We start from the raw sequence: 21,379 nt of genomic DNA on the forward strand, positions 1-21,379 counted from the left end.
TGATGACTGATCTGCTCACATCGCTCCTGCTGGCACTCGATCTGCCACCCGCACCGCTGGCCACCACCGAGACCGGCGCGCTGCCATCAACCTTCTGTGTGACCGAGTTGGCCTGCGCCAGTATGGGGGCTGCAGGCCAGGCGGTGGCGTGCCTGCTTGAACAACAGACCCAGCGCCACCCCCTGGTCAGCGTGGACCGGCGCCTGGCCTCGTTCTGGTTCTCCAGTTCCCTGCGCCCACTGGGCTGGAGCGTACCGCCGTTGTGGGACCCGATTGCCGGCGACTACGCCTGCACCGATGGTTGGATTCGCCTGCACACCAACGCCCCACACCATCGCGCGGCCGCTGAGCGTGTGCTGGGAAAGGTTGCAGATCGGGCGGCGATGACGCGCAAGGTCGCCCCATGGAACGCTGCCGAGCTTGAACAAGCGATTGTCGACGAGGCCGGCTGCGCGGCGCAGATGCGCACTTGGCAGGCGTGGCAGGCTCACCCCCAAGGGTTGGCGGTCAATCAGGAACCCCTGGTTGCACGGGAGCGCTTTAAAACAACCGGTAAAACCCGTTGGCAGGGTAACGTTGCGCGCCCGCTGGCGGGGGTCAAGGTCCTGGATCTGACCCGCGTGCTGGCCGGCCCCGTGGCCAGCCGCTTTCTCGCTGGCCTCGGTGCCGACGTCTTGCGCATCGATGCTCCAGACTGGAACGAACCCGGGGTTGTGCCGGAAATGACCCTGGGCAAGCGCTGCGCGCGCCTTGACCTTAAAAACCCCAACGAGCGGCAACTATTCGAACGTTTACTCAAGGATGCCGACATTCTGTTTCACGGTTACCGGGCAGATGCGTTGGAGCAACTGGGCTACGACACGACCGCACTGCAGCAGCTTGCCCCCGGCCTGATCGACGTCAGCCTCAACGCCTACGGCTGGAGCGGGCCATGGCGCAATCGCCGGGGCTTCGACAGCCTGGTGCAGATGAGCAGCGGCATCGCCCACGCCGGCATGCAGTGGAAGCAGGTGGACAAACCTGTGCCACTGCCGGTGCAGGCGCTGGACCATGCTACCGGCTACCTGATGGCCGCCAGTGCGATCCGGGCCTTGGCCGAACGGTTGAACAGCGGGCACGGTAGTTCGGCCCGGCTGTCACTGGCACGCACGGCGAAGCTGTTGGTCGACGCTGGACAAGGTGTAAAAGAGCCAACATTGCGTGAGGAAGAACCCAGTGATCAGGGGCTGCTGGTGGAGCAGACGGCCTGGGGGCCGGCGCATCGCTTGCTGGCGCCGGTCATTATTACCGGGACACCACTGCAGTGGGATTTACCGGCTGGGGAATTGGGCGCGCATCGGGCACAGTGGTGACCTTGCGATTGTCATCGCGGGCTTGCCCGCGATGAGGCCCTCAGCCGCACAATCATTCAACCATCATGTTCACAGGGTCAGCACCCCGCTATACAACCCATACGCCGCCAGGCTCGCCCCGGCGATCACACAACTGAAAATGCCTTTTTCAAGCAAGGTAAACAAAGGCTGGCCCTGTTCGCGCTTGGCCTGGGCAAACAAAATCACCCCCGGTGCATACAGCAGCGCCGACAGCAGCAGGTACTTCAAGCCGCCGGCATACAACAACCACACCGCATACCCCAGTGCAATCACGCCGATCAACAGGTCTTTGAGGCGCGCGCGGTGGGCATCCTCATACGTCTCGCCTCGCCCGCACAGCAACACGGCATAGGCCGCCGACCATAAATACGGCACCAGGATCATCGACGACGCCAGGTAGATCAGCGTGGTGTAGGTACTGGCGGAAAACAGGGTGATCACCAGGAAGATCTGAATCATCACGTTGGTCAACCACAACGCGTTGACCGGCACACGGTTGGCATTTTCCTTTTTCAGGAAGGCCGGCATGGTCTTGTCCTGGGCCGTGGCGTAAAGAATCTCGGCACACAGCAAGGCCCACGACAGCAACGCGCCCAACAACGAAACCGCCAGGCCGATGCTGATCAACATCGCCCCCCAGGGCCCGACGATATGCTCCAGCACGCCCGCCAGGGACGGGTTCTGCAGGTTGGCCAACTCAGGCTGGCTCATGATCCCCAATGACAACACGTTGACCAGCACCAACAGGGCCAGCACGCCGATAAAGCCGATCACGGTAGCGCGGCCCACGTCTGAACGTTTTTCCGCGCGCGCCGAGTACACACTGGCGCCTTCGATGCCGATAAACACAAACACGGTGACCAGCATCATGTTGCGCACCTGGTCCATCACCCCACCAAATTGCGGGTTGCCCAGGCCCCAGATATCCCGGGTAAAAATATCCGCCTTGAAGGCCACGGCGGCAATCACGATAAACATCAACAACGGCACGATCTTGGCCACGGTAGTGACCTGGTTGATGAACGCCGCCTCCTTGATGCCGCGCATCACCAGAAAATGCACGGCCCACAGCAGCAACGACGCGCAGCCGATCGCCACAGGCGTGTTGCCCTGGCCGAACACCGGAAAAAAATAGCCCAGGGTACTGAACAGCAATACGAAGTAGCCGACATTGCCCATCCAGGCGCTGATCCAGTAGCCCCAGGCCGACGAGAAGCCCATGTAGTCGCCGAAACCGGCCTTGGCGTAGGCGTATACACCCGAATCCAGGTTGGGCTTGCGGTTGGCCAGAGTCTGGAACACAAAGGCCAGGGTCAGCATGCCAATGGCGGTGATGCCCCAACCAATCAGGATCGCCCCCACTTCGGCGCGAGCGGCCATGTTCTGTGGCAACGAGAAGATCCCGCCACCAATCATCGAGCCCACCACCAACGCCACCAGGGCGCTGAGACGCAGCTTTTGTGCCGGTTGCGGCATAGGAACTCCTGCAGATAAAACAGTCATTGGTCTAACAACTGTGCACTCGGCTAATTTATCGAAAACATGCAACGTTTATTAGCTATAGCGAATAAAACTGCTCGCCTCATAACTTAATGACCTTTCAGTTAGTCGAGTTTAGGCAAATTTAGAATTTAAATACCACTTGTCTTTTATCCATGAGCGGTATTTGGCAAAGCCTTCTGAAAAAGTTTGCACATCTGTGAAAACGGGCTAGCTTCAAACATCCACGCCTTACGCATATCGCATTAACCCGAACGGATAAAAGCTCTGGGACGCGCTTATCCGAGCAATTATACGCCTGCCGCCTTTATTCATAAGTCTTTAATTCACAATGGAATGTGCCAATGAAGTGATCTGAGTCAGCTGTTTGAATAGCGCACAGTTTTATTCTGTGGTCTCTCTTCTCCTGCATTGGAGTCACGCAATGTCTGAATCTCCCGGAAAACTTCGATTAGGCGCCCTTGTTGCTCTTGTTGTGGGCTCAATGATTGGCGGCGGGATCTTCTCGTTGCCGCAAAACATGGCCGCCAGTGCCGATGTCGGTGCGGTCTTGATTGGCTGGGTCATTACTGCCGTAGGTATGTTGACCCTGGCCTTTGTGTTCCAGACCCTGGCCAATCGCAAACCTGACCTGGATGGCGGTGTGTACGCCTACGCCAAGGCCGGTTTCGGCGACTACATGGGCTTCTCGTCGGCCTGGGGCTACTGGATCAGTGCCTGGCTGGGCAACGTCGGCTACTTCGTGCTGCTGTTCAGCACCCTCGGCTACTTCTTCCCCCTCTTCGGCGAAGGCAACACTCCGGCGGCGGTGATTGGCGCGTCAGCCCTGTTGTGGGCCGTGCATTTCCTGGTGTTGCGCGGGATCAAGGAAGCAGCGTTCATCAACCTGGTCACCACCGTCGCCAAGGTCGTGCCCCTGGTACTGTTTGTGTTGATCGCACTGTTCGCGTTCAAGCTCGAGATCTTTACCGCTGATATCTGGGGCGTGAAAAACCCCGACCTGGGCAGCGTGATGAACCAGGTGCGCAACATGATGCTGGTCACCGTCTGGGTGTTCATTGGCATCGAAGGCGCGAGCATCTTCTCGTCCCGTGCCGAAAAGCGCTCGGACGTGGGCAAGGCCACCGTCATCGGCTTTATCACCGTGCTGTTGTTCCTGATGCTGGTGAACGTGCTGTCGTTAGGGATCATGACCCAACCGGAACTGGCCAAGTTGCAGAATCCGTCGATGGCCGCCGTGCTGGAACATGTGGTCGGCCACTGGGGCGCGGTACTGATCAGCGTCGGCTTGATCATCTCCTTGCTGGGCGCACTGCTGTCGTGGGTGCTGCTGTGTGCAGAGATCATGTTCGCCGCCGCCAAAGACCACACCATGCCGGAGTTCCTGCGCAAGGAAAACGCCAACCACGTGCCGGTCAACGCCCTGTGGCTGACCAACGCCATGGTCCAGATTTTCCTGGTGATCACGCTGTTTTCCGCCAGCACCTACCTGTCGCTGATCTACCTCGCCACCTCGATGATCCTGGTGCCCTACCTGTGGTCGGCGGCCTACGCGCTGTTGCTGGCAATCCGCGGCGAGACCTACGAGGCGGCCCTGGCCGAACGCAAGAAAGACCTGTTCATCGGCTCCATCGCCCTGATCTACGCGGTCTGGCTGCTGTATGCCGGCGGTACCAAATACCTGCTGTTGTCCGCCCTGCTCTACGCCCCCGGCGCGATCCTGTTCGCCAAGGCCAAGCGTGAACTGGGCAAACCGATTTTCACCAACGTCGAGAAGCTGATTTTCGCCGCAGTGGTCATTGGCGCCCTGGTGGCGGCCTATGGGCTCTACGACGGCTTCCTGACCCTGTAACACCTGAATCTTTTTGTTCACTGGAGGATCTGTAATGACCACGGAAAAAGTTAAGTACGGCGTACATTCCGAAGCCGGCAAACTGCGCAAAGTCATGGTGTGCTCCCCCGGTCTGGCCCATCAGCGGCTGACCCCCAATAATTGCGACGAACTGTTGTTCGATGACGTGCTCTGGGTTGCCCAGGCCAAGCGGGACCACTTCGACTTCGTCACCAAGATGCGCGAGCGGGATATCGATGTGCTGGAAATGCACAACCTGCTGACCGACATTGTCGCCATGCCCGAAGCGCTGGACTGGATCCTGGAGCGCAAGATCACCGCCAACACCGTTGGCCTGGGCCTGGTCGATGAAGTCGGCTCCTGGCTGCGCAGCCTGGAACCGCGCAAGATCGCCGAGTTCCTGATTGGTGGCGTGTCCGCCGATGACCTGCCGAGCAGCTTCGGTGGCAAGACCATCGAGATGTTCCGCGACTTCCTCGGCCACTCAAGCTTCATCCTGCCGCCACTGCCCAACACTCAGTTCACCCGCGACACCACGTGCTGGATCTACGGTGGCGTGACGCTCAACCCCATGTACTGGCCGGCGCGACGTCAGGAAACCCTGCTGACCACCGCCATCTACAAGTTCCACCCCGAGTTCACCAACGCCGACTTCCAGATCTGGTACGGCGACCCAGACCAGGAGCACGGTGCGGCCACCCTGGAAGGCGGCGACGTGATGCCGATTGGCAACGGCGTGGTGTTGATCGGCATGGGTGAACGCTCGTCCCACCAGGCCATCGGCCAGCTGGCGCGCAACCTGTTCAAGAACAAGGCAGTGGAAAAGGTGATCGTCGCCGGCCTGCCGAAATCCCGCGCCGCGATGCACCTGGACACCGTGTTCAGCTTCTGCGACCGCGACCTGGTGACCATCTTCCCCGAAGTGGTGAACCAGATCGTCGCCTTCACCCTGCGCCCTGACGAAAGCAAGCCCCACGGCATCGATATCCACCGGGAAAAAACCAACTTCCTCGACACCGTGGCCGCCGCGCTCGGCCTCAAGGCCCTGCGCGTGGTCGAGACCGGCGGCAACAGCTTCGCCGCCGAACGCGAACAGTGGGACGACGGCAACAACGTGGTCGCCGTGGAACCTGGCGTGGTGATCGGCTACGACCGCAACACCTACACCAACACCCTGCTGCGCAAGGCCGGCGTGGAAGTCATCACCATCAGCGCCGGCGAGCTGGGCCGCGGGCGTGGCGGCGGCCACTGCATGACCTGCCCGATCATCCGCGACCCTATCGACTACTAAACGACCATCTCCCCGGCGGCATCCACCCGATGCCGCACGGGCCGATTACCGAATCCAAGGAGAATCACCATGGCGTTCAACATCCACAACCGCAACCTGCTGAGCCTGGAACACCACACCCCGCGCGAGCTGCGCTACCTGCTGGACCTGTCCCGCGACCTCAAGCGCGCCAAGTACACCGGTACCGAGCAGCAGCACCTCAAAGGCAACAACATCGCGCTGATCTTCGAAAAAACCTCGACCCGTACCCGATGTGCCTTCGAAGTCGCGGCCTATGACCAGGGCGCCAACGTCACCTATATCGACCCCAACTCGTCGCAGATCGGCCACAAAGAAAGCATGAAAGACACCGCCCGCGTACTCGGGCGCATGTACGACGCCATCGAATACCGTGGCTTCAAGCAGGAAATCGTCGAAGAGCTGGCGAAGTTCGCCGGCGTGCCCGTGTTCAACGGCCTGACCGACGAGTACCACCCGACCCAGATGATCGCCGACGTGCTGACCATGCGTGAACACGCCGACAAGCCGATCCACGACATCAGCTACGCCTACCTGGGCGACGCCCGCAACAACATGGGCAACTCGCTGCTGCTGGTCGGTGCCAAGCTGGGCATGGACGTGCGCATCTGCGCGCCAAAAGCCCTGTGGCCTCACGATGACCTGGTGGGCCGCTGCAAAAAATACGCAGAAGAAAGCGGTGCCCGTATCACCCTCACCGAAGACCCGAAAGCCGCAGTCAAGGGTGTGGACTTCATCCACACCGACGTCTGGGTCTCCATGGGCGAGCCAGTGGAAGCCTGGGCCGAGCGTATCGAGCAACTGCTGCCGTACCAGGTCAATGCACAGCTGATGAAAGCCACCGGCAACCCACGGACCAAGTTCATGCACTGCCTGCCAGCGTTCCATAACAGCGATACCAAGGTCGGCAAGCAGATTGCCGAGCAGTATCCACACCTGGCCAATGGCATCGAAGTGACCGACGACGTGTTCGAGTCCCCGGCCTGCATCGCCTTCGAGCAAGCGGAAAACCGCATGCATACCATCAAGGCGATCCTCGTCTCGACCCTGGCTGACCTGTAATCCCACTGACGAAATGCGGTCACTGTAGGAGCCGGCTTGCCGGCGAAGAAGCCAGTCCACTCACCGCCGAGGTCGCCTGACAGGCCGCCATCGCCGGCAAGCCGGCTCCTACAAGGGCCGCGATCAGCTTCTACAGAAGGACAAACGCTATGCGTATCGTCGTTGCACTGGGCGGTAACGCCCTGCTCCGCCGTGGTGAACCCATGACTGCGGACAACCAGCGCGCCAATATCCGGATCGCCACCGAACAGATTGCCAAGATCCATCCGGGCAATGAGTTGGTGATCGCCCACGGCAATGGGCCGCAAGTCGGCCTGCTGTCACTGCAGGCGGCTGCCTACACTCAGGTTTCACCGTATCCACTGGATGTGCTGGGCGCGGAAACCGAAGGCATGATCGGCTACATCATCGAACAGGAACTGGGCAACCTGCTGGACTTTGAAGTGCCTTTCGCCACCCTGCTGACCCAAGTCGAAGTGGATGCCAAAGACCCGGCGTTCCAGAACCCGACCAAACCGATCGGCCCCGTGTACTCCAAGGCCGACGCGGAAAAACTGGCAGCCGAAAAAGGCTGGGCGATTGCCCCCGACGGCGATAAATATCGCCGGGTGGTGGCCAGCCCACGGCCTAAACGCATCTTTGAGATCCGCCCGATCAAGTGGCTGCTGGAAAAAGGCAGCATCGTGATCTGCGCCGGTGGCGGCGGTATCCCGACCCTGTACGGCGAGGACGGCAAGCTCAAGGGCATTGAAGCGGTGATCGATAAAGACCTGTGCTCCTCGCTGCTGGCCCAGCAACTGGAGGCCGACCTGCTGGTGATCGCCACCGACGTCAACGCCGCCTTTATCGACTTCGGCAAGCCGACGCAAAAGGCCATCGGCCAGGCGCACCCCGACGACATGGAAAAACTCGGCTTCGCCGCCGGCTCCATGGGCCCCAAGGTCCAGGCCGCCTGCGAGTTCGCCCGCGCCACTGGCAAAACCGCAGTGATCGGTTCACTCTCGGACATCGAAGCCATTGTCCAGGGCACCGCCGGCACCCGTATCAGCACGGCAAAACCTGGCATCACCTACCTATAACTACACTTGGGCGGTTGTTGCAGCCGCCCTTCTCCAATGCCTTGTTAGGGAGAGACGCCTATGGCTATTTTTGAGCCCGGTCACTTGCATATCGAACGCCACGCGTTGAATGCTCAGGATTACAGCTACAACCTGTGCATCGACTATGAAGTCAGCCAGGACCCGAAGGAAGGCAAGGGAATGCTCTTCAAGATGCACGGCTCGGTGCAGGGCAAGGACCTCAAGGAAGAATTCTTCCTGCCCAAGGACCAGGCCTTCGACTTTGCCCGCCATGCCATGAACATTGCGCAGAAATACGGCATGCCGAAAACCGCGGTGCTCAACAGCGGCATGCACAAACACTACGACCTGATGTTCGAGGACGTGCGCCACCAACTGGATGTAAAACCGGGCGACCCGATCAAGCCCGAGCACCTGGAATAACAGGCTTTTACTGACACAACAGAACCCAATGTAGGAGCGGGCTTGCTCGCGAAGGCGGAGGGTCAGTTGATGAATAATTGACTGACACACCGCTTTCGCGAGCAAGCCCGCTCCCACATCCGGACCTGTGTTACCTGTCAGATTTCACCTCTGCCCTGCTCCAAGGCATACTGGCCACCCTCCGCATTGCAGAATCAATTCCACCCCATGCGTATCCACGTCAGCTTCATCGACCGCGTCGGCATCACCCAGGAAGTCCTGGCCCTGCTCGGCGGGCGCAATCTCAACCTGGATGCGGTGGAGATGATCCCGCCCAACGTCTACATCGATGCACCCACCCTGAGCGTGGAGGTGCTGGAAGCGTTGCGCGACGCGCTGTTCAGCGTCCACGGCGTACAGGCCGTCACGGTGGTGGATATCCTTCCCGGCCAGCGCCGCCACCTGCAACTCGACGCCCTGCTGGCGGCCATGACCGACCCGGTGCTGGCCCTGGACAGTGCCGGCAAGGTGCTGCTGGCCAACCCGGCGTTGATTGCCCTCTATGGTCGCGAACCCGCAGGCGAAAGCATCGCCGAGCTGTTTGACGATCCGGCGCTGCTGGATGGCTTACTCGAACATGGCTTTCGCCTGCCCCTGCGGGAGATCAGCGTCAACGGCCAGACCTTGCTGCTGGACGCCACGCCGATTACCGATGCCGGCGCACTGCTGACCCTGTACCAACCCAACCGCATCGGCGAGCGGCTCTCGGCGCTGCACCATGACCATGCCGAAGGTTTCGATGCGCTGCTGGGCGAATCCCCGGCGATCCGCACCCTCAAGACCCGTGCACAGCGGGTCGCGGCCCTTGATGCGCCCTTGCTGATCCAGGGCGAGACCGGCACCGGCAAAGAGCTGGTGGCCCGCGCCTGCCATGCCATCAGCACCCGCCACAACTCGCCGTTCCTGGCGCTGAACTGCGCGGCCCTGCCGGAAAACCTCGCCGAGAGCGAGCTGTTTGGCTACGCCCCCGGCGCCTTTACCGGTGCCCAGCGCGGCGGCAAGCCGGGGCTGATGGAACTGGCCAACCAGGGCACGGTGTTTCTCGATGAGATCGGCGAGATGTCGCCGTACTTGCAGGCCAAGCTGCTGCGTTTTCTCAATGACGGCAGCTTTCGCCGGGTCGGCGGCGACCGCGAGGTCAAGGTCAACGTGCGCATCCTCAGCGCCACTCACCGCGACCTGGAGAAAATGGTCAGCGAAGGCACCTTCCGTGAAGACCTGTTCTATCGCCTCAATGTGCTGAATGTCGAAGTCCCGCCCCTGCGCGAGCGCGGCCAGGACATCCTGCTACTGGCCCGCTACTTCATGCAGCAGGCCTGTGCGCAGATCCAGCGCCCGGTCTGTCGCCTGGCACCCGGTACCTACCCGGCGCTGCTGGGCAATCGCTGGCCGGGCAACGTGCGCCAATTGCAGAACGTGATCTTCCGCGCCGCTGCCATTTGCGAAAGCAACCTGGTGGACATTGGTGACCTGGATATCGCCGGCACCTCGGTCGCCCGCCAGAGCGACGGCGAGGTGGCCAGCCTGGAGCAGGCCGTGGAGGACTTTGAACGCAGCCTGCTCGAAAAGCTCTATGCCACCTACCCCTCGACACGCCAGTTGGCCAGTCGTCTACAGACCTCCCACACCGCTATCGCCCATCGGTTGCGCAAGTACGGCATCCCTGGCAAACCCTAGGCTCAGCCGTCACCAGAAAACCCGGCGCCCGCGCTGCTGCATCGCACCGGTTGCGCTGAAAAACAGACGCTGGGCCATGGTCGCGCTGATCCTTGAGTAGTAGATCGTGATCACATCGCTGTCGGTCTTGTCGGCCAGGCTTCTGAAGCTCATAAAACGTTGTTGCGGTTTTTTCAGGTGGCCGGCGCTGTATTCGGTGTTGGCAGCCCCTGGGGTTCGGTAATGAAAATGGGCATAGGCCAATACCGCCCCCTTGATGTCCTTGACGATGTATTCCTGCAGGAAATCATTCTCCCGCTTGAGTGCAATGCGCCCCTCTATCGGCACGATCTGCACCTCATTCTGGCTCTTGAGGTAAGCAATCCCCTCTTCATCAGGCGCCAGGCGCTTGACCATCTCGATCCGGATCAGTCGACCATGCTCCACCAGGTGGCTGGAGGCCTGCACCAACTGCGTGAGCAAGGGCTGCGACGCTCCAGGGTTTTTCTCCCGCTCCAGGGCTTTACGGATTTTCTCGGCCACCGCGCTGACTTTTGCAGCGTGGCGCAACAACCGGGCCTCGACACTGGCGGGCAGGCTGGAAACACCGGCTTCGGCGCGAGCCTGTTCAAGGACAATCGCTTGTCGGTCCAGCAGCTTGCGCCCATCCTCCTTGAGCTTTGCCAAGGAGCGCGTTGGACGGACTGGCGGTGTACTGGCCTCGGTGATCGCCTCAAACTCATTGCTGCCAGGCGCTTGTCGAAAACTCGCCACCACGCTCTGATCGACAGGATTGATGACATCGACAATATCCTCGTCCAACTCCGGCGTACGGGCACGAACCTGGCCTACCAGATACCGGCTCTTACGGTCACGAATCAAGCGTTTTCCCGAACCCAGCGCCGGTCCAGGTTCACGCACGGGCGTGCGCTCACGCTCGCGCAGCAGACCGACCAGAGATTCTCGCGCCTCGTGTTGCAAGGCATTGAGCATCCGGCTCAAGCGCTCGATGCTGCCCTCATAAAACAGCTCAGAAGCCATGTCTCCATACTCACGCAGGGACGCTTGAGTCTTGTCGTATTCAAGCAGAATCGCGTCATACCCTTCGATGTGCTGCTGCACGGTCAACGGGCCTGGGTCCTGCAAACTTTTTTGTGACTGGACCGACCGGATCGCCTCGTCGATCAGCCACCCGATGCGCAGGAAATCATCATATTCCTCAGGGAGCGGCTGCCTGCGCAAGATCACCCCGCCCAGTACCTTCAGTTGCAAGGACTTCCAGTCCAGAGGAGTGCCAAGCGTAGAGGGGGCCAATGCGTCGACACGAGACTCGTACCCAGGCACCTTGGTCAGCCGGGCATAATTGTTTCGCTCCAAGATGCTCAAGTCGATCAGCCTGTCGTTGTGCCGGGCGATGTTCTGCGCGGCCTGGACGAGGGCGTGATGGGCCTCCTGGGCAATGGCCATGTCTTCGTGTGCCAGTTGCTCATGCAATTGGCTGCGACGCTCACCAGGAAGCATTTTGGTCGCCCGATTGGTGATCAGCACCGCCATTTGCACCCGTAGGTTTTCGACGATGCCCTCCAATTGCAGGATCTTCTCCGACTCGAACCGTTCAACGGGTTTGTTGGCATTCTTAGCGATCAACACGTCCAGCTTTTCGAACTGCGCCCGACTTTGTTTCTCCAGCTCGGCCAGGTAAGTGTCCCGAATGTCCTGCAGGGTTTGATCAAAGAGCCTTTGCGGGTTGCTGTCATGAGCCTCTTGAAAGCGCTCCTCGGCGGCCGCCACCGCACTTTCGGCCTCCACCAATCGCACTGTCGCCTCTTGGTAGCGCTGCTCGAACATCTGGTTTTGGCGCAGGATATTGGCGCGTCGGCTGGCAGCCGACAGCTTTGGGTGCCCGCCGAGCAGTTGCAAACCCAGGTCGACCTTCCAGATACCTTGGGCGTCCTTCCTCAGCCAGGGGCCTTGGCGCTGGGGAGCCCGCAGGTCCACGATTCGCCAGCGACCATCGACCTGCCTGACCCCATACAACTGGCTGTCAATCAACAGATACGCTTCATGGCTGAATACCCCGCCGCCGCGCTGTACCGCGACTCGGCCACGTACCGGACTGTCGGACGAAATAATCGCGGGGCTGCGGGGCCACTGTTCGCCACGTCCGGGCGACCAGCGAAAGGTCTCCAGTTGTGCCTGTTGTGCAGGGCCCAGTCGCAACCGCGAGTTGGCCCAGGAAAAGTCCATACCGGTGACATCCGCCAGTGAGCGCCGCCAGGCAAACGTCGACGGTGTCTGCTGGACATGCCTGGGTGCGGTGGTTTGAATCGAGCCGGTAGGCAGTGGGTTGGTCTCATTCAGCCGCAGGCGCTGATCGAGGCTCACCACGGGGCTCAACAGCAGGCCGGCCAGACTGGCGATCAACTCGCCCAGAGCATTGGCGGAGTCTTCCTGGCTGGCGCCAGCCGGCAAAGCCAGCACCGCGCGAAAACTGCCATAGACCTGGGCCAACCACCCCGCCACCGCCACCGGGCCCCTGAGCATGGGCAGGAGGGCGTTGAAGATCTGCCAGAGGTTGTTCTTGAACAGTGTCCAGCGCAACGTTTCGACAGAGGTTGAACGCTTTTCGGCGGCCAGACACAGGCTCCTGGCGTTTTCAGCAAACACCACCTCTAGAAACGCCCCCTGCACAGGCTCGTCGCTGAGCAATGCCGGGCTGGCGTCGGGCTGTTCATTGTATTCATCGCCCTGTAGAAAGCGCTGGACATGGGGACTGAGAAACCCGCCATTGCCGAACAGCACCCGGCCGTGTTCATCCATGTGTTCCAACACCAGGGCTTGTAACTCGCTGCCCGTGCGAGTGACCTCGTCGAGCAACGCCTGGCGGCTGGAAAACTGCTGCAAAGCGGCCTCGACCTGGTCGGGCCGATACAGGATATGGGGCAGCGCGCCGTTATCCCGCGGACCGATGACAAACAGGTTGTGGGCTCTATACACAGCCCCGCCAGCATGGGTCAGAAACGCCAGGGGCCTGGCGATAACGACCTGGTTGCCGACGGTGCGTCGCAACGGATCGCTGTGCAGCAAGGCTTGCACCACCTCAGCGCCCGAGGGGGTAAACCCGTTGTATCGGCGCAGGCTGTTTTCAAGGGCGCGCAACGGTAGCTGGAGCGCCATCTGCTCGACAAACAATTGCCGTCGGCGCGCCGACTCTAGGGGGTCCGATACCAGCATCCGCTTGAGCAGCGCCGGGTAATGCCTGCCCACATCGACTGTTTCGATGAGTTTTTTCAGGTACGCCGGCTTGATCCATCTCGCGGGTTCACGACCCGGCGCGGCCTGGTTACTGATCTGCACATTGGCATAAGGGCTGGCAAAGGGATTTTCCAGTGCCCATGAGGTCAGGGTCCCACTGGTACGCTCCGTCCAGCCCACCGTTGCACCTTGGGTACGCTCAAATGTCAGCAGGTAATCATCCGGGTTGATCGCCGCCTCTCGCGGGTAGTCCAGGCGCATCTGACGCTGCAGCGCTTTGCGGGCATACACGTCAATCGGGTCCAGGCCATCGAGGAACGATGCTCCCCCCGTACGGTTGTGCAGATGCGCCAGGCGCTCAAGCCATTGGCCGTAGGTTTGCCGCTCAGCGTCGCTGGCGGCCTGCAGCCACACCGGCAATTGTTCTTCGTGGGGTTGTTGGACATAGTCGGCGTCGAACCAGACGTCAGGCGCAGTGAGCGTGTGGAACAGGCGCTTGTAGCTGTCGACACTGGCAAGCGCCGACCAGTCGACCCGCTTCAGCACCCTGAGCTGCCTCTCCAGCAGGGCCTGGGCCTGGGCATCGAAGGCATCGCCCTGGGGCTCCCTGAGCACCCACCTGACGAGCAGGCCAGGGGTGTAGCTGCTCATGTAGCGCGCCAGCAGGTTGCCCAACTCATCCAGCGTGGTGAGCTTGAGCACGCTCATCGCTGGAACATAGACCAGGTTGACCTGCTTCTGCGCCACCTGGCGCTGCAGCACCAACAGCGGCAGCCATTCGCCCGGCTGTCCCTCGTGGCCAGCATAAACCTGATAAATCCGCAGCACATGGGCCCCGCCCAACACCTGGCGGTCCGCCTGGTATCCCCAGAGTTCCTGCGGCCCATCGCCCAGGCCCAGCAGCTTTTTGCCCTCCTCCGCGGTCAGCGGCGGGTTCTGCCGAGCACTGAGCAGACAGGCGCGCAACTGCCTGCCGACGGCACCCCAGTGACACAACGCCGTGTTGTCAGGGACATGCGCGTTCCAATAAGCCAACAGCCTCTGGATAAAGCCATCGAGCAGTTCGACCGACAGGGTGTTGAGCATGAACTCAATATCATTGACCGAAACATCTCCGGTGAACGGCACCAGGCCCTGGGTGATCGAACTGACCAACAGGCAGTGATGATCTTTCACGTAATTGAGCACGTCGCGGCTCATGCAGCGATGGATCAGGGCGTCACTCAAGGTCGTGAGTTGGGCATAACTGACGCCATTGGCCTGGGACACCTGCCTTACGCCGATCCAGGTACTGCCGGCTTGCAAGCCGCAGGTGCTGAACCACTCGCTGATCCAGCCCTGGATCATAGAATCGGCCACCTGCGCCAACGTCGGGCGCTCGGCGAACAAGCGCCTGAGATAGTCGCGGGAAGCCTGTAACTGTGAAGTGCCCTGAGTTGCACCGATTGAATTGCTCATGTTGCGTGTCCTGATCTTCGATCAGGGCAAAATAGGCCGCCCGCTCCCCCAGGGTGCGCTACATAAATTTCCTGGCCTCCACACACCGGGAGCGCCGACTGTAGCGAAAACGCTACACCGGAACGTTTTCAATACATCACTGATTGGCCTTCGCCATGCAAGGCTTTGATCCAGATAGGCTTTTTTTCCACCACCGATCCGTAGCGTTTTCGCTACAGCGCGGATCATCACGCCCTCAGCGAAAACATACAATCTATTGATTTATAACAATAAAATTATATTGGCCGTGTTTTTGCTAAGGACTTTCCCATTCCAATCCCGTCCACCAGACGATTCTGGCCCTGAGGAGTTTCCATGAGCGAATTGCGTTTTACTGAAGATCACGAATGGCTGCGTGCCGAAGCCGACGGCAGCGTCACCGTGGGTATTACCGCGTTCGCGCAAAACGCACTGGGTGATGTGGTGTTCGTGCAACTGCCTGAGTTGCAGGCCTATGACCAGGGTGCAGAAGCTTCCACCGTAGAATCGGTCAAGGCCGCCAGCGGTGTATACATGCCCCTGACCGGCGAAGTCCTGGAAGTGAACGACAAGCTCAGCGACAGTCCGGAACTGGTCAACGAAGACCCGATGGGTGAAGGCTGGTTCTTCCGCTTTAAACCGGCCGATACCGATGCGGTAGCTAAGCTGTTGGATCAGGATGCGTACGACCGCCTGATCAAAGCCAATGCGCAAGCTTGAGGAGCGCACCATGACCGTTCAATTGACCACAGCCAACGAATTTATCGCCCGCCATATCGGCCCACGCCAGGACGACGAGCAGCAGATGCTCGCGACCCTGGGTTTTGATTCCCTCGAAGCCCTGAGCGCCAGCGTGATCCCGGAAAGCATCAAGGGCACCGCCGTGCTGGGCCTGAGCGACGGCCTGAGCGAGGCCGATGCCCTGGCGTCGATCAAGGCCATCGCCGCCAAGAACCAACTGTTCAAGACCTACATTGGCCAGGGCTACTACAACTGCCACACGCCGTCGCCGATCCTGCGCAACCTCCTGGAAAACCCGGCCTGGTACACCGCCTACACGCCGTACCAGCCAGAGATTTCCCAGGGCCGCCTGGAAGCGCTGCTGAACTTCCAGACCCTGATCAGCGACCTCACCGGCCTGCCAATCGCCAACGCCTCCCTGCTCGACGAAGCCACCGCCGCCGCCGAAGCCATGACCTTCTGCAAGCGTCTGAGCAAGAACAAGGGTAGCAACGCGTTCTTCGCCTCCGTGCATAGCCACCCGCAAACCCTCGACGTGTTGCGCACCCGTGCCGAGCCGCTGGGCATTGAGGTGGTGGTGGGCGACGAGCGTGAACTGACCGACGCCAGCCCGTTCTTCGGCGCACTGCTGCAATACCCAGCCAGCAACGGTGATGTATTCGACTACCGTGAACTGACCGAACGCTTCCACGCTGCCAACGCCCTGGTGGCGGTGGCCGCCGACCTGCTGGCCCTGACCCTTTTGACCCCACCGGGTGAATTCGGCGCCGACGTGGCCATCGGCAGCGCGCAACGCTTTGGCGTACCGCTGGGCTTTGGTGGCCCGCATGCCGCTTACTTCTCCACCAAGGATGCATTCAAGCGCGATATGCCGGGCCGTCTGGTCGGCGTGTCGGTAGACCGTTTCGGCAAGCCGGCCCTGCGCCTGGCCATGCAGACCCGCGAGCAACACATCCGCCGCGAGAAGGCCACCAGCAACATCTGTACTGCCCAAGTACTGCTGGCCAACATCGCCAGCATGTACGCCGTGTACCACGGCCCCAAAGGCCTGGTGCAGATTGCCACGCGCATCCATCACCTGACCGCGATCCTCGCCAAAGGCTTGGACGCGCTGGGGATCAAGGTCGAGCAAACCACCTTCTTCGACACCCTGACCCTGGCTACCGGCGCCAGCACCGCGGCCCTGCATGACAAGGCGCGCGCCCAGCGCATCAACCTGCGCGTCGTGGACACGGCACGCCTGGGCCTGTCAGTGGACGAAACCACGGCACAAGCCGATATCGAAACCCTGTGGAGCGTGTTCGCAGACGGTAAGACCCTGCCGGACTTCGCCGCCCTCGCCGCCCTCGCCGCCAGCACCGACAGCACCTTGCCCGCCGCGCTGTTGCGCCAGTCGCCGATCCTCAGCCATCCGGTGTTCAACCGTTATCACTCGGAAACCGAGCTGATGCGCTACCTGCGCAAGCTGGCCGACAAGGACCTGGCACTGGATCGCACCATGATCCCGCTGGGCTCGTGCACCATGAAACTCAATGCCGCCAGTGAAATGATCCCGGTGACCTGGGCCGAGTTCGGTGCCCTGCACCCGTTCGCCCCGGCCGCACAAAGCGCCGGCTACCTGCAACTGACCAGCGAACTGGAAGCCATGCTCTGCGCGGCCACCGGCTACGACGCGATCTCCCTGCAGCCGAACGCTGGCTCCCAGGGCGAATACGCAGGCCTCCTGGCGATCCGTGCCTACCACCAGAGCCGTGGCGACGAGCGCCGCGATATCTGCCTGATTCCTTCGTCGGCCCACGGCACCAACCCCGCGACCGCCAACATGGCCGGCATGCGCGTGGTGGTAACCGCGTGCGACGCCCGCGGCAACGTGGACATTGAAGACCTGCGTGCCAAGGCCGTCGAGCACCGCGAGCACCTCGCCGCGCTGATGATCACCTACCCCTCGACCCACGGCGTGTTCGAAGAAGGCATCCGCGAAATCTGCGGGATCATCCATGACAACGGCGGCCAGGTGTACATCGACGGCGCCAACATGAACGCCATGGTCGGCCTGTGTGCCCCAGGCAAGTTCGGCGGCGACGTATCGCACCTGAACCTGCACAAGACCTTCTGTATCCCCCACGGCGGTGGCGGCCCGGGCGTTGGCCCGATTGGCGTCAAGTCACACCTCGCGCCATTCCTGCCCGGCCATGCGGCCATGGAGCGCAAGGAGGGTGCAGTGTGCGCAGCGCCGTTTGGCAGCGCGAGCATTTTGCCGATCACCTGGATGTACATCAGCATGATGGGCGGCGCGGGTCTCAAGCGTGCCTCGCAGTTGGCGATCCTCAATGCCAACTACATTTCCCGTCGCCTGGAAGAGCACTATCCCGTGCTGTACACCGGCAGCAACGGTCTGGTGGCCCACGAATGCATCCTCGACCTGCGCCCGCTCAAGGACAGCAGCGGCATCAGCGTCGATGACGTGGCCAAGCGCCTGATCGACTTTGGTTTCCATGCGCCAACCATGTCGTTCCCGGTGGCTGGCACCTTGATGATCGAGCCTACCGAAAGTGAATCCAAGGAAGAGCTGGACCGCTTCTGCAACGCGATGATCGCCATCCGCGAAGAAATCCGCGCGGTGGAAAACGGCACGTTGGACAAGGATGACAACCCGCTGAAGAACGCACCGCACACCGCTGCTGAGCTGGTGAATGAGTGGACGCATCCGTACACCCGTGAACAAGCGGTGTACCCGGTGCCGTCGTTGATCGAAGGCAAGTACTGGCCGCCGGTTGGCCGGGTCGATAACGTGTTTGGCGATCGCAACCTGGTGTGCGCATGCCCGTCGATCGAGAGCTACGCCTGATCTGACTGAGTGAATACGGTCAAAAATGTGGGAGCGGGCTTGCTCGCGAATGCGGTGGTTCAGTCACCAGATGCATCAACTGACACTCCACATTCGCGAGCAAGCCCGCTCCCACAATTGGACCGATTGTACCCGCCACATAATAAGAAACCGGAGAACCACTCATGTCGTTAAGCGTGTTCGACCTGTTCAAGATTGGCATCGGCCCCTCCAGTTCCCACACCGTCGGCCCGATGCGTGCCGCAGCCCGATTCGTCGAAGGCCTCCAGCGTGACGGCCTGCTGCACACCACCACCTGCATCAAGGTGGAGCTCTATGGATCATTGGGCGCCACCGGCAAAGGCCACGGCAGCGACAAAGCCGTGCTGCTGGGCCTGGAAGGCGAACACCCAGACACCGTGAACACTGAAACCGTGGCCGCGCGCCTGGCGCAGATGCGCAGCGATGGCCGCTTGAACCTGCTCGGTGAACACAGCATTGCGTTCAACGAGAAAGAACACCTGGCGATGATTCGCAAACCCCTCGCCTATCACCCCAACGGCATGATCTTCCGTGGGTTTGACGCAGCCGGCATCCAGATCCGCAGCCGCGAGTACTACTCGGTGGGCGGCGGTTTTGTGGTGGATGAAGACGCTGCCGGCGCCGACCGGATCGTCGAAGACGCTACACCTCTGACCTTCCCGTTCAAACATGCCAAGGATTTGCTTGGCCATTGCACCACCTATGGGCTGTCCATCAGCCAGGTGATGCTGACCAACGAAAGCGCCTGGCGCCCGGAGGCCGAGACTCGCAGCGGCCTGCTGAAAATCTGGCAGGTGATGCAGGACTGCGTGGACGCAGGCTGTCGCAATGAAGGGATCTTGCCGGGAGGCTTGAAGGTCAAGCGCCGCGCGGCCGCCTTGTATCGTCAACTGTGCAAGAACCCCGAATCCTCACTGCGCGATCCACTGTCGGTGCTGGACTGGGTCAACCTGTATGCCCTGGCGGTCAATGAAGAAAACGCCAACGGCGGGCGCGTGGTCACGGCACCTACCAATGGTGCCGCCGGGATCGTGCCAGCGGTGCTGCATTACTACATGCGCTTTATTCCCGGGGCCAATGAAGACGGGGTGGTGCGCTTCCTGCTCACCGCTGCGGCCATCGGCATCCTCTACAAAGAAAATGCCTCGATCTCCGGGGCCGAAGTCGGCTGCCAGGGCGAAGTCGGCGTGGCCTGCTCCATGGCGGCCGGAGCCTTGTGCGAAGTGCTGGGGGGTACGGTTTCCCAGGTAGAAAACGCCGCCGAGATCGGCATGGAGCACAACCTCGGCCTGACCTGCGACCCAATTGGCGGCCTGGTGCAGGTGCCCTGCATCGAACGCAATGCCATGGGCTCGGTGAAGGCAATCAATGCGGTGCGCATGGCCTTGCGCGGTGATGGGCAGCACTTCGTGTCCCTCGACAAGGTCATCCGCACCATGCGCCAGACCGGCGCCGACATGAAAAGCAAATACAAGGAAACCGCCCGTGGCGGTTTGGCCGTCAACATTATCGAGTGCTGATGCTTATAAATGCGCCAGCACGTTTTTCAGGAGCTGAATATGTCCACCGAAACTCTGTTGAAAACCCCGTTGCATGCCCTGCACCTCGAACTGGGCGCACGCATGGTGCCCTTCGCCGGCTACGACATGCCGGTGCAATACCCGCTGGGCGTGATGAAGGAGCACCTGCACACCCGTGAACAGGCCGGGTTGTTCGATGTGTCGCACATGGGCCAGATCCGCCTGACCGGCGCGAATGCCGCCAAGGCCCTGGAAACCCTGGTACCGGTGGACATCATCGATTTGCCTGTGGGCATGCAGCGCTACGCCATGTTCACCAACGACCAGGGTGGCATCCTTGATGACCTGATGGTTGCCAACCTGGGTAACGACGAACTGTTCCTGGTGGTCAACGCCGCCTGCAAGGATCAGGACCTGGCTCACCTGCGCCAGCACATCGGCGATCAATGCCGGATCGAGCCGCTGTTTGAAGACCGTGCCCTGCTGGCCTTGCAAGGCCCGGCGGCGGTCAAAGTACTGGCGCGCCTGGCCCCGGAAGTGAACAAGATGACCTTTATGCAGTTCACGCCACTGCGCCTGCTGGGGGTGGAGTGCTATGTCAGCCGCTCTGGCTATACCGGCGAAGACGGTTTTGAAATCTCGGTGCCTGCGGCCAATGCCGAAAGCCTGGCCCGCAGCCTGCTGGCCGAAACTGAAGTTGAAGCCATTGGCCTGGGCGCCCGCGACTCCCTGCGCCTGGAGGCCGGTCTGTGCCTCTATGGCCACGATATGAACACCGACACCACGCCGATTGAAGCCAGCCTGCTGTGGGCCATTTCCAAGGCACGCCGCTCCGACGGCGCGCGTGCCGGGGGCTTCCCGGGTGCAGACCGGATCTTCACCCAGCAGCAAACCGGTATCAGCCGCAAGCGCGTCGGCCTGTTGCCCCAGGAACGCACCCCGGTACGTGAAGGCGCAGAGATTGTCGATGAGCACGGCACCGTGATCGGCACCGTCTGCAGCGGCGGCTTTGGCCCAAGCCTCGGCGGCCCGCTCGCCATGGGCTACCTCGACACGGCCTTTACCGCACTGGATAGCGAAGTCTCTGCGCTGGTGCGTGGGAAAAAGGTGCCACTTCGTGTAAGTAAAATGCCATTCATACCACAACGTTACTACCGTGGCTGATTGACTGTTTCTATAAGTAACGCGACTGTGTTCACTTGCACTAATCTGTAACACAGTCGCC

The 21,379-nt window shown here is 61.0% G+C and carries 13 protein-coding genes; 11 read left to right on the top strand and 2 right to left on the bottom strand.

The features are described 5' to 3' along the window. Positions 1 to 2: 2 nt before the first annotated feature. The gene (locus tag HZ99_RS10160; protein ID WP_038442806.1) at positions 3 to 1,352 is read left to right on the top strand and encodes a CoA transferase; all 1,350 of its coding nucleotides are present in this window, start codon (positions 3 to 5) and stop codon (positions 1,350 to 1,352) included. A gap of 69 nt (positions 1,353 to 1,421) precedes the next feature. Here HZ99_RS10160 and arcD (HZ99_RS10165) read toward each other — a convergent pair whose 3' ends face one another. Beyond that, positions 1,422 to 2,849 carry an arginine-ornithine antiporter gene (gene arcD, locus HZ99_RS10165; protein WP_038442807.1) on the bottom strand — a complete coding sequence of 476 codons (1,428 nt, stop codon included), beginning with the start codon at positions 2,847 to 2,849 and terminating at the stop codon, positions 1,422 to 1,424. Between the two features lie 448 nt (positions 2,850 to 3,297). On the opposite strand from arcD (HZ99_RS10165), the gene arcD (HZ99_RS10170) reads away from it, so the two are divergent. The 6 genes from arcD (HZ99_RS10170) to HZ99_RS10195 all read left to right on the top strand — a co-directional run bounded on the left by arcD (HZ99_RS10170) (position 3,298) and on the right by HZ99_RS10195 (position 10,314). Further along, positions 3,298 to 4,725 (top strand): arginine-ornithine antiporter, encoded by a 1,428-nt coding sequence (gene arcD / locus HZ99_RS10170; protein ID WP_038442808.1) that lies wholly within the window; start codon positions 3,298 to 3,300, stop codon positions 4,723 to 4,725. Between the two features lie 34 nt (positions 4,726 to 4,759). Next, the gene (arcA, locus tag HZ99_RS10175) at positions 4,760 to 6,016 is read left to right on the top strand and encodes an arginine deiminase (protein ID WP_038442810.1); all 1,257 of its coding nucleotides are present in this window, start codon (positions 4,760 to 4,762) and stop codon (positions 6,014 to 6,016) included. A gap of 69 nt (positions 6,017 to 6,085) precedes the next feature. Then, positions 6,086 to 7,096, top strand: a complete 1,011-nt coding sequence (locus tag HZ99_RS10180) for an ornithine carbamoyltransferase (protein WP_038442811.1) — start codon at positions 6,086 to 6,088, stop codon at positions 7,094 to 7,096. Positions 7,097 to 7,245: 149 nt separating this feature from the next. Further along, complete coding sequence (gene arcC / locus HZ99_RS10185) at positions 7,246 to 8,175, top strand: carbamate kinase (protein WP_038442812.1); 930 nt, start codon at positions 7,246 to 7,248, stop codon at positions 8,173 to 8,175. A 60-nt stretch (positions 8,176 to 8,235) separates the two neighbouring features. Further along, positions 8,236 to 8,598, top strand: a complete 363-nt coding sequence (locus HZ99_RS10190; RefSeq protein ID WP_038442813.1) for a DUF5064 family protein — start codon at positions 8,236 to 8,238, stop codon at positions 8,596 to 8,598. Positions 8,599 to 8,805: 207 nt separating this feature from the next. Beyond that, positions 8,806 to 10,314, top strand: coding sequence for a sigma-54-dependent transcriptional regulator (locus tag HZ99_RS10195; protein WP_038442815.1), 1,509 nt, complete (start codon positions 8,806 to 8,808; stop codon positions 10,312 to 10,314). A gap of 9 nt (positions 10,315 to 10,323) precedes the next feature. On the opposite strand, the gene HZ99_RS10200 is transcribed toward HZ99_RS10195, so the two are convergent. After that, positions 10,324 to 15,006, bottom strand: a complete 4,683-nt coding sequence (locus HZ99_RS10200) for a hypothetical protein (RefSeq protein ID WP_038442816.1) — start codon at positions 15,004 to 15,006, stop codon at positions 10,324 to 10,326. 354 nt (positions 15,007 to 15,360) lie between these two features. On the opposite strand from HZ99_RS10200, the gene gcvH reads away from it, so the two are divergent. The 4 genes from gcvH (at position 15,361) to gcvT (ending at position 21,318) form a co-directional block, all read left to right on the top strand. Continuing rightward, positions 15,361 to 15,744 (top strand): glycine cleavage system protein GcvH, encoded by a 384-nt coding sequence (gcvH, locus tag HZ99_RS10205; protein WP_038442817.1) that lies wholly within the window; start codon positions 15,361 to 15,363, stop codon positions 15,742 to 15,744. Positions 15,745 to 15,754: 10 nt separating this feature from the next. Next, positions 15,755 to 18,613 (top strand): aminomethyl-transferring glycine dehydrogenase, encoded by a 2,859-nt coding sequence (gene gcvP, locus HZ99_RS10210; protein ID WP_038448041.1) that lies wholly within the window; start codon positions 15,755 to 15,757, stop codon positions 18,611 to 18,613. 164 nt (positions 18,614 to 18,777) lie between these two features. Next, complete coding sequence (locus tag HZ99_RS10215; protein WP_038442818.1) at positions 18,778 to 20,154, top strand: L-serine ammonia-lyase; 1,377 nt, start codon at positions 18,778 to 18,780, stop codon at positions 20,152 to 20,154. Between the two features lie 39 nt (positions 20,155 to 20,193). Further along, positions 20,194 to 21,318: a glycine cleavage system aminomethyltransferase GcvT gene (gene gcvT / locus HZ99_RS10220; RefSeq protein ID WP_038442819.1), complete on the top strand. Its 1,125-nt coding sequence runs from the start codon at positions 20,194 to 20,196 to the stop codon at positions 21,316 to 21,318. Positions 21,319 to 21,379: the final 61 nt, after the last annotated feature.

It is taken from the genome of Pseudomonas fluorescens (assembly GCF_000730425.1).
Classification (GTDB): domain Bacteria; phylum Pseudomonadota; class Gammaproteobacteria; order Pseudomonadales; family Pseudomonadaceae; genus Aquipseudomonas; species Aquipseudomonas fluorescens_X.